The sequence below is a fragment of the Pseudarthrobacter sp. rb genome (assembly GCF_056389225.1).
Map to the genome: position 1 here is coordinate 112,666 of NZ_JBWJAR010000001.1, position 12,096 is coordinate 124,761.

The following is a 12,096-nucleotide window of genomic DNA, read 5'->3' on the forward strand; positions in this document are numbered from 1 at the left end:
TCTTTTCTTGGGTCTTTGGGGTCTCCAGCCTAGAACACGTTGCACCTGTTTGTTGGACAAGCGACGGGGTGCAGGCGTGGGCATTCCTCTTCCTTCGTGCCGGAGAGCCGTTGTAGTGTCATGGCGTGATCGAGCCCAGTACTCCCCAGGACGCCGTGGCGGTGGCGGAGCACTACGACGACCTCGATCCCATCTATCGCCAAGTGTGGGGTGACCATGTCCATCACGGGCTGTGGGTTACGGGGCGCGAGACGTCTGGTGAAGCCGTCGAGGCGCTGGTCGATGCCGTCGGAGACCGGCTGAACCTTATGCCCGGCCAGGTGTGCGTTGACATCGGCTGCGGCTACGGCTCCACCGCACGGCGGCTCGCGGCGACACGAGGGGTCCGCGTCACCGGCATCACGCTTTCCGGCGAGCAGGCCCACTACGCCGCCGTGCATCCTGTTCCGGACGTGGATATTCAGGTCGGCGACTGGCTCACCAATGGGCTGCCCGAGGCCTCGGCCGAGGCTGCGTGGGCGATCGAGTCGAGCGAGCACATGGTGGACAAGCCCAGGTTCTTCGCGGAGGCGCACCGCGTGCTGGTCCCGGGCGGCCGCTTCGTCACCTGCGCATGGCTCGCCGAGACCGACACCGGCCGGTGGAAGGTCCGCCACCTGCTCGAGCCGATCTGCCGCGAAGGGCGCCTGCCCTCCATGGGCACCCGCGAGGAGTACGAGGAGATGGCAACGGCGGCAGGCTTTACGGTCACAGGCTATGAGGATGTCAGCAGCCGCGTTGCCCGGACGTGGATGATCTGCGCTGGCCGGCTTGTGAAGGCCATGCTCCTCGATCCCAAGACACGCCGCCTCGCCCTTGGCGCACGCCATCGTAACTCCATCCTCAGCATTCCCCGCCTCATCGTGGCCTACCGCACCGGCGCCATGCGCTACGGAATCTTCACGCTGACGAAGGCTATGGAGACCGCGATTTAGGACAGCGGCTGACGTTCGCCCACGCTGACGGAGGACGACGGCGGCAGGTACTCCCGCCGTCGCCGTTCCATCCGGCGCTGCTGGCCGGGAGACGGGATGCTGCCGCGCTTGGCGCGGTTGCACCTGGCGCAGGCGGCAACGAAGTTCTGCAGACTGGTGGAGCCGCCCTTGGACCACGGATAAAAGTGGTCGCCATGCTCCGCCGGACGGCCACAGCGACGACCGAAGCCGGCTTCCAGCTCGCACAGGCCGTTAGCCCGTGCCATCCCTTCGCGGCGCTGCTGGCGGGTGAAGCGGCGTACCGGGTCCCGGCGTCGCACATCCTGCCTGGTAATGACGGCTGCGGCGATGCCAAGCACGACTACGACCACAAGGGGGAACGCGGCAGCAGAGACAACTCGGTCAAACATGCCGCGCATCACCTCACCGGCGGCGGATGGCCCCGCTCCGGAAACCGGAGCTGCCCTTGCCATGACAGCCCTCATCACCGAGGCGGCGAGCCATAACAGCACCGCCGAGTACGCCAAACGAAGCCCTTGCCGGGTCCAATAGATGCGGCCGAGTTCCGGCATTGATCCCCCAATTACTATTCGCGCGGCGTCCATGCTCCCGAATGCCCAGGAAAGCCTATAGTCCGAGTGCAGGCCGAAGCCCCAGGTTCAGCTCAGTTTTTGCCGAGCTTCCGCGCCGGGCCATGGCTGGCCACCGGCTGTGGCCGACCGCCGTCGTCCGTGCTCCGGCTGCTGATTCATCGAATAGACGTACGTCACCACCAGGTGCAAGGGTGGTCGGATGGATGCCGACATCAACTTCTACTTTGACCCCGTCTGCCCCTTCGCCTGGATGACGAGCAAGTGGGTGCGGCAGGTGCAGGCGCAGCGCGACTACACCGTGGACTGGCGGTTCATCTCGCTGCGGCTGATCAACTCCAATGTGGACTACGACGCGCAATTCCCGCCGGAGTACGAGGCCGGGCACACCGCCGGGCTCCGGCTTCTGCGGGTGGCGGCGCAGGCCCGCGCGGAGCATGGCCGCGAGTCGATAGCCAGGCTCTATGAGGCGTTCGGCAAACACATCTTCGACACCGCCCCGGACCCGGCCGAACAGCGCACCGAGGGCGAAATCCGTGAGCGGCGCGGAACACGTGAGTTCGTGGAGCCGATCCTCGCCGACGCAGGCTTGCCCCTGGCACTGGCGGAGGCTCTCGACGACGAGTCCTGGGACCGCGAGATCCGCCAGGAGACGGATGAGGCACTGGCGCTGACGGGCAAGGACGTGGGCACGCCCATCATCCACTTCGAGCCACCGGCCGGGGTGGCCTTCTTCGGTCCGGTGATCAGCCGGCTGCCGGACGACGACTCCGCCGCCGAGCTGTGGGACCACGTGGTGGGACTGGCGCGCTTCCCCGGGTTTGCCGAACTCAAGCGGAGCCTTCGCGAGCAGCCGCAGCTTGCTGCCTTCGGCGTCGATGCCGATACCGTCGGCCAGCAGGAGGACTGGCACGGCGGCAGCCGGCGGCAGAAGAAGTGACGTCAATAGAGGATGGATCGATGAAGACAAACACCGGCCAACACCAGGAACCCGTCACGGTCCAGGTCTCAGCCGAGACGCTCTACGACCTGGTCTCCGATGTCACCCGCACCGGCGAGTGGAGCCCGGTCTGTACATCGTGCTGGTGGGACGACGAGGCCAGCGCGGGCCAGCCCGGCGCCTGGTTCACCGGCCACAACGAGATCCCGGGGCGGACCTGGGAGACCCGGTCGCTGGTGGTGGCTGCCGAGCGCGGCCGCGAGTTCGCCTGGGTGGTGGGCGGCCGCTTTGTCCGTTGGGGTTTCACTCTGACCCCGGCAGATAATGGGACGAGGCTGACCGAGTCGTGGGAGTTCCTGCCCGAAGGGATCGCGATGTTCAGGGAGAAATACGGCGATGAGGCCGACGCCCAGATCGCCGAGCGCACCCAGCAGGCCCTCGACGGCATCCCGAAAACGCTCGCCGCGATCAAGCGGATTGCCGAGTCCGCAGACGCCAACGGGGACGGGGCGCGCCTAGGCACGGACCCGCCGTCGTCCGTCCCGGTGATTGGACGCGCCGGTGATTGGACCCGCCGTTCGGCGGCCCTGAAACAAGCCTGACTTTTGGCCCTTGTCTGTGCCCCGGCGAAGCTTCATTACTAAGGGAGGGGTGGATTCCCGCCGCCCCATCGACGCCCTGAGGGAGAAAGACCATGTTCGCCAGAATCAGCACCTACAAGACCGGCCCCGACACCCGCAGGGATAACCCCCGCGACGACGTCGTGAACAGCGTGCTCCAGCTCCCGGGATGCAAAGGCGTCTACTACCTGAACGGGAAGGACACGGACAACGCCCTGTCCATCACGCTTTGGGACACAGAGGAATCGATGATGGCCAGTCGGCAGGCAGCCAGCAGGATCCGGGAGGAAAGCAGCCAGGCGGACAGGACCCAAATCGTCTCGGTGGAGGAATTCGAAGTTACCGCCAGCAGCCTTAAGGCTTGAGCCGCCGTCGTCCTTTCTGCCGTGCCTGGGTCGACCCGCCGGGCAGGCGCGGCCCTAGGGAAACCGCATGCAACAATGACGCCATGACTCACGAGCAGCCTCAATTCCTTGCGCCGGAACTGGACAGCGCCGACCTTCCCGCATTCGAAGCCGCCTATAACGCCGCGCAAAAAGGCCTGGCCGAAGGCGGCATCCCCATCGGGGCCTCGATCGCGCGGGGCGGCGTGGTGATTGCGAGCGGACACAACGAACGGGTCCAGAACGCGGATCCGATCGCGCACGGGGAAATGTCCGCACTCCGCATCGCCGGCCGGCAGAGGAGCTACCGGGACACCACGCTGTACACCACCCTGGCACCGTGTGCCATGTGCGCCGGAACCATCATTCAGTTCAAGATCCCCCGCGTGGTGGTGGGGGAGGCGAGGACGTTCGACGGCGAACTGGAGCTTTTGCGGTCACGCGGGGTTGAGGTGGTGGTGCTGGATGATCAGCGTTGCGTGGACATGATGGCTGCGTTCCAGGCGGACAAGCCGGAGCTGTGGGCGGAGGACATCGCCGAGTAGCGCCGGTCCAGTGCTGCTGTGACGCTTAGGGGCGCACCGGTGTGGCGGCCTCGTTACCCAGCACCGTGGTCCACGGGCTGGCAGTCCACGATGTCACCACGCCGTTGATGACGTAGGGGTCTGCGGCTGCGAAGGCTTTTGCAGCCTCGAGCGGGTTCTCGCCGGTGAAGATCAGCAGCCCTTTGAAGGGTCCTTCGCCGATTGCACCGCCGAGCAGGAGCTCGCCGCGTTCGACTGCTTCCCACCCCGCCCTGAGGTGGTCCGCGCGGTACTGCCCGCGGCTTTCGAGGTAGTCGTCCGCGTAGGTGTATTCAAGTACGGCGTGCATGCGTGTCTCCAGTCCGGTTAGTGGTTTCGTTCGGTGTAAAAGCAGCGTACCCAGCAGGAGTTGGCACGCACCACAGCCACCTTACGCTGCATCCCCGCATTCCAATGGAGTCCGCTGGAAGAACACATTAAAACGACAAGCCGCTCCCGATTGTCCGGAAGCGGCTTGCCCCAAAGATGAACTTTAAGGTGCCAGTAAGGCGCAGACGTCCACCACTTGGCCTGGTCCCGAGAACAGTCTTCCTTCCCCTCCAGTTGGGGTGAGGGCGTAATTGACGTTTCCTGTCGTGTAGTAAAGCCCTTCCTCATGCTGGCCCTTTACCTTGGGAACGATGAGGAGATTCTTCCCTACCGAGACGACCTCCTTGCTGCCGTCGGCCAAGGTCTGTGTGTGGGTCGTACCGGTGATCAGGTACGTCAGGGTCTTGCCGTTGGCGCTCAACGTAATGGTCATACCCGGCGAGATCGCTATGACCCCGCCGTTCCCTTGGGATATCTCTTTCGATTTACCAGTCAGTTGGGCCGTCACCTCGAAGCCGGGACAGTCGGTTCCGAAGAAGTCCTGGATAACGAAGGGGTCGGTGGGATTTGGTGTGGGTGGTGCGGCAGCAGCGGGGCCGGCTATTCCGGCGAGTGCTGCTGTTGCTGCGACGGTAACGGGCATGGCGATGCGAGTGAGCCAGTTCTTCATTGAAGTACTCCGTTGTAGCTTTTGAATAGTTCCCCAAACGGGACAAGTCCCTGACTGCAAGGACTTGGAGTTTATGTAGGGGTTTCAAAGCCATCACGAGTAATTGATACTCACATTTGATAGTTAGGGGTTACCCGCGTATTTTTCCCTAATTCGTAGTGCGCTCTCCGAAAACTAGGGCGCAACCGCCGCCACCTCAACCTGTACCCCCGCGTCCCGGAACTTTTGCACCTGGGCGGGGTCGGCGCCGTCGTCCGTCACCAGGGTCCAGGGGAGCGCCAGGCGGGCCCACGCGTGGAACGGCCGAAGCCCCAACTTTGACGAGTCCGCCAGGACATAGACGCCGCGGCCGCGCCGGGCCATGAGCTCCTTGAGCCGGGTCTGGGCGTGGTCGGCCTCGCAGATGCCGTCCTCGGCGGTGACGGCGTCGGCGCCCAGGAACACCCGGTCAAAGCTCATCCGCTCCAGTGCCGCCTCGGCCAGCGGCCCCACGAAACTCTGCGACACACCGCGGAGCCGGCCGCCTAGGCAGTCCACCTCGATGCCCTCGGAATCGGCCAGCTCCTGCAGGGTATTCAGACCAGGCGTCGTCACGGACAGCCGATCAAACCCCCGCAGCTCGTGCGCCAGGGCACCCGCCGTGGAACCGGCGTCGAGCAGGATGCTCTCCCCGGGCTGGATCACCGACGCCGCCCACCGGGCGATCGCATGCTTCTGCTCGAACGCTTCCCCGGTGCGCTGCCGCAGCGACGCCTCCGGGTGCGCGCCCATGGCCATCGCCCCGCCGTACGTCCGCGCCAGCCGGCCCTGCGAATTCAGCAGCGCCAGGTCCCGCCGGATGGTGGAGGCCGTCACCTCGAACTTGGCGGAGAGTTCTTCCACGGAGGCCAGGCCGGTGGTCACGGCAAGGTGGTAGATCTCCTCGCGCCGCGCGTTTGCGCTGAGCATTCCCGGTCTCCTTCCCGTGGGCATGGCGGTGGCAGTGCTACCCATGCTAGTTCCGGCCCCCAAGCAAACCCGTGACCTACACGGCCACGGACGGCCGGGTGGCCATCTCCGCCGCCTGGTGCAGCGCCTCCACCATGGACCGGGAATCGGCGATGGCCTTGCCGGCAATGTCGAACGCGGTGCCATGGTCCACGGACGTGCGGATCACGGGCAGGCCCACCGTGATGTTCACGCCGGCCTCGATGCCCAGCACCTTCACCGGCCCGTGCCCCTGGTCGTGGTACATGGCCACCACCAGGTCGTAATCGCCCCGGCCGGCCAGGAAGAACAGCGTGTCCGCCGGCAGCGGGCCCACCGCGTTGATCCCGTCCGCCTGCGCCGCCTTCACGCCCGGCTCGATCTTCTCCGCTTCCTCGCCCTGCCCGAACAGCCCGTTCTCGCCCGCGTGCGGGTTGATGGCGCACACCCCGATCTTCGGGTTGGGGATGCCCGCCCGCACCAGCGCCTCATGGCCGCGGCGGATGGTCCGCTCCACCAGGTCCGGGTTGATCTTCCGGATCGCGTCCATCAGTCCGATGTGCGTGGTCACGTGGATCACCCGGATCTTGGGCGTGGACAGCATCATGGACACTTCGTCGGTGCCCGTCAGGTGCGCGAGCAGCTCGGTGTGCCCGGGGAAGATGTGCCCCGCGGCGTGCAGCGCCTCCTTGTTCAGCGGCGCGGTGCAGATGGCCTGCACCTTCCCGGCCATCGCCAGCTCGCTGGCCACCCGGATGTACTCGTAGGCGGCGTGCCCGGCCACGGGGGAGAGCTGCCCCCACGGCAGGTCCTCCGGCAGCAGCGCCAGGTCGATCACGTTCACCCGGCCCGGCGAGAACACCGCGTCCTCCACGTCCTCGATCGCCCGGATGTCCGCGTCGATCCCCAGGATGTCCGCAGCCTGCCGCAGCCGCAGCGCATCACCGATCACCACGGGCCGGCACTCGGCGTTGCTCTGCGGATCCAGCACCGCGGCCACCACCACCTCCGGGCCCACCCCGGCGCCGTCGCCCATGGTCACGGCCACGTAGGGGAGTGGCTGGTTGGTTGCTGAGTCAGTCATTGTTGCTCCAGATTCTTCGGAAGTCGTGCGGGGAAGGGTGGGGGCGGGAGCCGGTGCGGCGTGGCCGCGGCGCTCCCGGATTTCGTCATACAGCTGCAGGAGGGCCAGGTCATCGCCGAAGCTGCCGGGCTTGGTGCCCACCAGCGTCCCGTCGTCGGCCCGGCTCAGCACGGCCCCGTGCTGCACCGCTGCGAGCGGCACCAGGCTGGAGCGGCCGACGGCGTCCAGGACTTCCCGCGCCGTCTCACCGCCGGTGAGGATCAGGTCAGCCGGGGCGGCCTTCGCGGCCTGCTTGGCGAAGGTGGACAGGGCCTGCACAATGGTCAGGGCTTTCGCGGGGTCCACCTTGGCGGCGGCCAGGGTGACGGCCACGTTCCGGCCGGCCCTGAGCGCCTCCGTGGTTTCCTCGAGCTGCGTCGCATAGGCGCCGGAAGCACCTGCATACAGGGGATGGAGCCGGACCACTTCAAAGCCGCGCGCCTCAAGCTTGGCCAGCTGCGCCTGCGCAGTCCTGGAAGCGGAGCCGACGACGGCGAGCACCGGCCGTGCGGCATCCAGCGGTTCCGCGGTGGTTCCGCCAGCCGTTGCCACAACTTGCGCATTCCGCGCAAGTTGAGCTCCGAGGCGCCGCGCCAGGACATCAGCCGCCCCGCCGGTTCCCACCAGCACGATGCGGCGGCCGCCGGCCTGGAAGTCCAGCTCCAGGAGCGCGTCGACCACGTGCTCCAGGTCCGCGGTGGTTTCACCGTCGGCCACCACCAGCGCGGGCCGGCCGTCCAGCAGTGCGGACAGGCGGGACAGCACTCTGCTTGACCGCACCGCCATCAGGTCCAGGGACTGCACGGTCTCCGGGTCCTCCGGGCGGAGCAGCGACGGTACGTCCGCCGGCGGGGCCGAGGCCTCCGCCTGCCACAGGTCCGTTTCCGCCAGGGGAGAGCCGGCAACGCAAGGACGGCCGGCGCGCACTGTGCGCTGCAGCTGGGGGAGTGCCCCGGCAACTACAACGTGGAAGCCGAGGCCCGCCAGCGCGGCGGTCTCAGCGCTGATGTTGCCGCGCCACAGGGAGTCCATCTTCTTGAACATCACGTGAGCGCCCACGGCGTCGGTACTGGAGAAGGCATCCTCGACCAGTGCCCCGGCCGAGGCCGCCGACAGTCCCCGGGTGTGGGTATCAGCGACCACTACGTCGGTGGCCTGCGCCGCACAGGAGGCGCCGCCGTCGTGCGTTCCCGCAGCAGTACCCGTGCCCAAGAGGAGCTGCGCGGACAGTCCGTGCTCCACAAAGCAGTAGCCAACCTCGGCGGCGCCGGAGAAATCGTCGGCCTGCACAAATACGGAAGCCACGTTGCTCCTCTCGCTCGGTAGTCGGCTGGAATCCCGCGGCAAGTGCGGGAAGCTTTCCAACATCATGACACGATTGCGCGAATCACGCTAGAGGGGTTGCGCGAATTGCGCAGGAGTGGCAAAGTGATGGACACAACATTCGGCGCAGCCACTCCGGCCGCCCGCCACCCCAACCTACCGAGAGGTCAACGATGACCGTTCTTCCTCAAGGAAGTGAGATTTCCCGCCGCCGCCTGCTGCAGTTCGGCGCGGCCGCCGGGTTCTTGCTGGGCACCGGAAGCCTGGCCGGCTGCGCCGGACCCACCGGCCTCCCGGGCCCCAGCACCCTGACCCTGGCCCTCAACCGCTCACTGGTCAGCCTGGACAACAAGCTCAACCAGTTCGACGCCGCCGTCACCGTGCAGCGCTCCGTCCGCCAGGGACTCACCGCCATCGGACCCGAAACCAAGCCCGTCCTGGTCCTGGCCGAACGCTTCGAAATGACCGGCCCCACCGAATGGACCGTCCGCCTCCGCGAGGGCATCCGCTACTCGGACAACAGCCCCGTGAAGATCGACGACGTAGCCACCGCCCTGAAGATGTACAAGCAGGTGCAGGGCTCGTTCGTGGCCGGCTTCTTCCCCGAATTCCCCGAGGTTGTCCCCGTGGACGAGCGCACCTTCAGGATGGTCACCAAGAAGCCCGTCCCCATCCTGGACTCGCTCATGAGCATGATCCTGATAACCCCGGCCGCGCAGAACAAGCCGGAGGAACTGCAGGAAGGCCTGGGCACCGGCCCCTACATGGTCACCAAGTACAACCGCGGCGCCGGCACCTACAGCCTGGAACGCAACAAGAACTACTGGGGCCCCGCACCGCACATCGACAACGTGGAAGTCCGGTTCCTCCCCGAGGAATCCAGCCGCGTCATCGCCCTGCGCAGCGGCGAGGTGGACGTCATCGACTCCATCACCCCGGACTCCCGCTCGCAGCTCGCGGGACTTCCCGGCGTCACGCTCCAGGAAGCGTCCAGCCTCCGCCTGAACCAGATCTTCTTCAACTTCCGCAAGCCCGCCGGCCACCCGCTGGCCGATCCGCGCGTGCGCCAGGCCCTCAGCATGGCCATCGACGGCAAGTCCCTGGTCAAGGACGTGCTGGTGGACTCGGTCACCCAGGCCGAAGGTGTCACCCCGTCCAGCCTCACCGGATACCACAAGACCGGCGAGTACGTTTACGATCCCGAAAAGGCCAAGTCCACCCTCGCCGAACTCGGCGTCAAGGACCTGACCATCAAGATCATCTGGGAAACCGGCGAGTTCGCCTCCGACACCTCCGTGATGGAAGCCCTGGTGGAAATGTTCGCCAAGATCGGCGTCAAGGCCGAGCTGCAGCAGTTCGAACCCGGCGGCAACATCATGGCCTGGCGCCAGGGCAAACAGGGCGACTGGGACCTGCTGGCCAACGGCTACCCCAGCCCCACCGGCCTGGCCATCACCATGCTGCAGGGCATGTACGCGGGCACCCCCGAAAAGGAAGCCACCCGCGACACCTACCAGGGCTACGTGATTCCCGAGGTGGCCGCCAAGATCCAGGCAGCGTCCGCCGAAGCGGACCCGGTCCGAAGGACGCAACTGCTGAACGACGCCCAACAGGCGGTCTGGGACACCTGGCCCTGCGCCTGGGCGTTTGTCCCCAAGTCCGTCCTGGCCCACCGGAACCGGGTGTCCGGGATCAACCTGGCACCCACCAACTCCTACCCCCTCGTTGATGTCCGGCTGGAGGCCTAAGCCATGACGAACTACATCCTCAAACGCGTGGGACAGGGCCTGCTGACCGTGTTCCTTACGGTGTCCACCGTGTTCATCCTCATCCGCATGGCCCCGGGCGACCCCGCCGTCTCCTACGCCGGGCCCCTGGCCACCACCGAACAGCTCGCCAAGGTGCGCGAACAGTTCGGCCTGGACAAGCCCCTGCTGGAGCAGTACTGGATCTTCCTCCAGCAGCTGTTCACCGGCAACCTGGGCCAGTCCTACTCCTTCCAGGCCCCCGCCATGCAGGTGGTCTTCGAACGGCTGCCCTACACCCTGACCCTGGCAACCTCGGCAATCCTGCTGACCGCCGTCGTCGCCATCCCGCTGGGTGTGTGGATGGCCCGCCGCCCGGACACCGGCCGCGAATTCGGCGTCAACGTGCTCACCATCGCCGGGCAGTCCATGCCCGACTTCTGGACCGGCATCATGCTGCTCACCGGCTTCGCCGTGCTGATCCCCATCTTCCCGGCCTCCGGCTTCGCCACCTGGGGCGGCCTGGTCCTGCCCACGGTCACCATCGCCATCCTGCAGATCGCCCTGATCTCCCGCATGGTCCGGCGCGAAATGACCGCCAACTTCGCCGCCCCGTACCTCACGGTGGCCCGCTCCCGCGGCGTCCGCAACTCCGTCCTCACCTGGCGCTACGCCATGGGCAACTCCGCCATCCCCGTCTTCACCGCCCTGGGCACCCGGTTCGCCGCGATGCTCAACGGCGTGGTGGTGGTGGAAGTGGTGTTCGCCTGGCCCGGCGTCGGCTCCCTGATCGTGCGGGCCCTCGAAACCCGCGACTACCCCCTCATCCAGGCAACCGTCCTCATCACCGCGCTGCTGGCCGTGGCAGTCCAGCTGCTCATCGACCTCGCCTACCCGCTCCTTGATCCCCGCGTTCGTCTTGGAAAGGCGGCCACAGCATGAGCCTCGACACCGCAACCCCCGCAGCGTCTTCCGGCGCGCAAGCAAAGCAGCCCAGCCCCTCCGCCGTCACCAAGGCGGACATCGCCAAGGCAGGCGCCACCCGCCGCCGCAAAGCAGCCCAGTGGAAGCTGATCGTCGGCACCATCTGCACCCTGCTGGTGATCATCCCGATCATCCTGGCCAACGTGCTCCCGCTGCCGGACGCCAACTTCCAGGACCTCGCCGCCCGGCGCCTGCCGCCGCTTACCGACGGGCACCTGTTCGGCACCGACCAGCTGGGCCGCGACCTGCTCTCCCGCGTGCTGCACGGCGGCCAGGTCTCGCTGACCATCGGCCTGCTGGCCGTCCTGGTCTCCGGCGCCATCGGCGTCATCCTGGGCTCCGCCGCCGGCTACTTCGGCGGCTGGGTGGACACCATCATCTCCCGCCTCCTCGAAGCCCAGATGTCCCTGCCGCTGCTGATGATGCTGCTGCTGGTGGTGGCCCTTTTCGGCCCGTCCATCCCCGTCATCACCTTCGTGATCGCCATCGCCCAATGGCCCGAAGTTGCCCGCCTCACCCGCTCCATGGTGCTGGTGGAACGCGAAAAGCCGTACGTCTCCGCCGCCCGGATCCTGGGCCTGCACCGCATCCAGATTCTGATCCAGCACATCATCCCCAACGTCATCAAGCAGGCAACCCTGGTGGTGCTGCTCCTGCTGGCCCAGGCCGTGCTGCTCGAATCCGCGCTGTCCTTCCTGGGCGCCGGCCCGCAGCGGCCCTTCGCCACCTGGGGCCGCATCATCTCCGACGGCCAGGCCTACATCACTACCTCCTGGTGGATGGTCACCCTGCCCGGCCTGGTGATCGTGCTCATGGTGGTGGGCGTCAACCTGCTGGGCGACGGCCTCCGCGACCGTCCCCGCCGCAAGAAGAAGGGTGCCTGAC

Annotated in this window: 13 protein-coding genes; 8 read left to right on the forward strand and 5 right to left on the reverse strand. The window is 66.8% G+C overall.

The annotated features are described in order from the left end of the window. The first annotated feature begins 125 nt into the window (after window positions 1-125). On the forward strand, window positions 126-974 hold the full coding sequence (locus ACWRN3_RS00445) for a class I SAM-dependent methyltransferase (protein ID WP_476739572.1): 849 nt from the start codon (window positions 126-128) through the stop codon (window positions 972-974). Here ACWRN3_RS00445 and ACWRN3_RS00450 read toward each other — a convergent pair. Beyond that, complete coding sequence (locus ACWRN3_RS00450; protein ID WP_324644447.1) at window positions 971-1,384, reverse strand: HNH endonuclease; 414 nt, start codon at window positions 1,382-1,384, stop codon at window positions 971-973. The two genes, ACWRN3_RS00445 and ACWRN3_RS00450, sit on opposite strands and share 4 nt — an antisense overlap. A gap of 382 nt (window positions 1,385-1,766) precedes the next feature. Between ACWRN3_RS00450 and ACWRN3_RS00455 the strand changes: the two genes are divergently transcribed. The 4 genes from ACWRN3_RS00455 (at window position 1,767) to ACWRN3_RS00470 (ending at window position 4,052) form a co-directional block, all read left to right on the forward strand. After that, window positions 1,767-2,504, forward strand: coding sequence for a mycothiol-dependent nitroreductase Rv2466c family protein (locus tag ACWRN3_RS00455; RefSeq protein ID WP_476739573.1), 738 nt, complete (start codon window positions 1,767-1,769; stop codon window positions 2,502-2,504). A 20-nt stretch (window positions 2,505-2,524) separates the two neighbouring features. Beyond that, window positions 2,525-3,106, forward strand: a complete 582-nt coding sequence (locus ACWRN3_RS00460) for an SRPBCC family protein (RefSeq protein WP_476739574.1) — start codon at window positions 2,525-2,527, stop codon at window positions 3,104-3,106. Window positions 3,107-3,198: 92 nt separating this feature from the next. After that, window positions 3,199-3,489 (forward strand): hypothetical protein, encoded by a 291-nt coding sequence (locus tag ACWRN3_RS00465; protein WP_476739575.1) that lies wholly within the window; start codon window positions 3,199-3,201, stop codon window positions 3,487-3,489. An 83-nt stretch (window positions 3,490-3,572) separates the two neighbouring features. Next, window positions 3,573-4,052, forward strand: a complete 480-nt coding sequence (locus tag ACWRN3_RS00470; RefSeq protein WP_476739576.1) for a nucleoside deaminase — start codon at window positions 3,573-3,575, stop codon at window positions 4,050-4,052. A 25-nt stretch (window positions 4,053-4,077) separates the two neighbouring features. Here the strand turns inward: ACWRN3_RS00470 and ACWRN3_RS00475 are convergent, their stop codons facing one another. The 4 genes from ACWRN3_RS00475 to pdxA form a co-directional block, all read right to left on the reverse strand. Continuing rightward, complete coding sequence (locus tag ACWRN3_RS00475) at window positions 4,078-4,380, reverse strand: YciI-like protein (RefSeq protein ID WP_324644456.1); 303 nt, start codon at window positions 4,378-4,380, stop codon at window positions 4,078-4,080. A gap of 183 nt (window positions 4,381-4,563) precedes the next feature. Next, a complete protein-coding gene (locus tag ACWRN3_RS00480) occupies window positions 4,564-5,070 on the reverse strand; it encodes a hypothetical protein (RefSeq protein ID WP_476739577.1) in 507 nt (168 codons plus the stop codon). A 174-nt stretch (window positions 5,071-5,244) separates the two neighbouring features. Continuing rightward, window positions 5,245-6,018 carry a DeoR/GlpR family DNA-binding transcription regulator gene (locus ACWRN3_RS00485; protein ID WP_476739578.1) on the reverse strand — a complete coding sequence of 258 codons (774 nt, stop codon included), beginning with the start codon at window positions 6,016-6,018 and terminating at the stop codon, window positions 5,245-5,247. A 76-nt stretch (window positions 6,019-6,094) separates the two neighbouring features. Continuing rightward, window positions 6,095-8,464 carry a 4-hydroxythreonine-4-phosphate dehydrogenase PdxA gene (gene pdxA / locus ACWRN3_RS00490; protein ID WP_476739579.1) on the reverse strand — a complete coding sequence of 790 codons (2,370 nt, stop codon included), beginning with the start codon at window positions 8,462-8,464 and terminating at the stop codon, window positions 6,095-6,097. 191 nt (window positions 8,465-8,655) lie between these two features. Between pdxA and ACWRN3_RS00495 the strand changes: the two genes are divergently transcribed. Genes ACWRN3_RS00495 through ACWRN3_RS00505 form a run of 3 tightly spaced genes read left to right on the forward strand, consistent with a single transcriptional unit; the run spans window position 8,656 to window position 12,095 of the window. Next, window positions 8,656-10,230 carry an ABC transporter substrate-binding protein gene (locus ACWRN3_RS00495; RefSeq protein WP_476739580.1) on the forward strand — a complete coding sequence of 525 codons (1,575 nt, stop codon included), beginning with the start codon at window positions 8,656-8,658 and terminating at the stop codon, window positions 10,228-10,230. Between the two features lie 3 nt (window positions 10,231-10,233). Beyond that, window positions 10,234-11,169: an ABC transporter permease gene (locus ACWRN3_RS00500; protein ID WP_476739581.1), complete on the forward strand. Its 936-nt coding sequence runs from the start codon at window positions 10,234-10,236 to the stop codon at window positions 11,167-11,169. Beyond that, a complete protein-coding gene (locus tag ACWRN3_RS00505; RefSeq protein ID WP_324644462.1) occupies window positions 11,166-12,095 on the forward strand; it encodes an ABC transporter permease in 930 nt (309 codons plus the stop codon). The genes ACWRN3_RS00500 and ACWRN3_RS00505 overlap by 4 nt, the downstream gene beginning before the upstream one ends. The last annotated feature ends 1 nt before the right edge of the window (window position 12,096 follow it).

Excerpts from the sequence above, each read along its gene's own strand:
- ACWRN3_RS00450 (WP_324644447.1), bottom strand. The coding sequence starts at position 1,384 with ATGTTTGACCGAGTTGTCTCTGCTGCCGCGTTCCCCCTTGTGGTCGTA.
- ACWRN3_RS00455 (WP_476739573.1), top strand. The coding sequence starts at position 1,767 with ATGGATGCCGACATCAACTTCTACTTTGACCCCGTCTGCCCCTTCGCC.
- ACWRN3_RS00460 (WP_476739574.1), top strand. The coding sequence starts at position 2,525 with ATGAAGACAAACACCGGCCAACACCAGGAACCCGTCACGGTCCAGGTC.
- ACWRN3_RS00465 (WP_476739575.1), top strand. The coding sequence starts at position 3,199 with ATGTTCGCCAGAATCAGCACCTACAAGACCGGCCCCGACACCCGCAGG.
- ACWRN3_RS00470 (WP_476739576.1), top strand. The coding sequence starts at position 3,573 with ATGACTCACGAGCAGCCTCAATTCCTTGCGCCGGAACTGGACAGCGCC.
- ACWRN3_RS00475 (WP_324644456.1), bottom strand. The coding sequence starts at position 4,380 with ATGCACGCCGTACTTGAATACACCTACGCGGACGACTACCTCGAAAGC.
- ACWRN3_RS00480 (WP_476739577.1), bottom strand. The coding sequence starts at position 5,070 with ATGAAGAACTGGCTCACTCGCATCGCCATGCCCGTTACCGTCGCAGCA.
- ACWRN3_RS00485 (WP_476739578.1), bottom strand. The coding sequence starts at position 6,018 with ATGCTCAGCGCAAACGCGCGGCGCGAGGAGATCTACCACCTTGCCGTG.
- ACWRN3_RS00495 (WP_476739580.1), top strand. The coding sequence starts at position 8,656 with ATGACCGTTCTTCCTCAAGGAAGTGAGATTTCCCGCCGCCGCCTGCTG.
- ACWRN3_RS00500 (WP_476739581.1), top strand. The coding sequence starts at position 10,234 with ATGACGAACTACATCCTCAAACGCGTGGGACAGGGCCTGCTGACCGTG.
- ACWRN3_RS00505 (WP_324644462.1), top strand. The coding sequence starts at position 11,166 with ATGAGCCTCGACACCGCAACCCCCGCAGCGTCTTCCGGCGCGCAAGCA.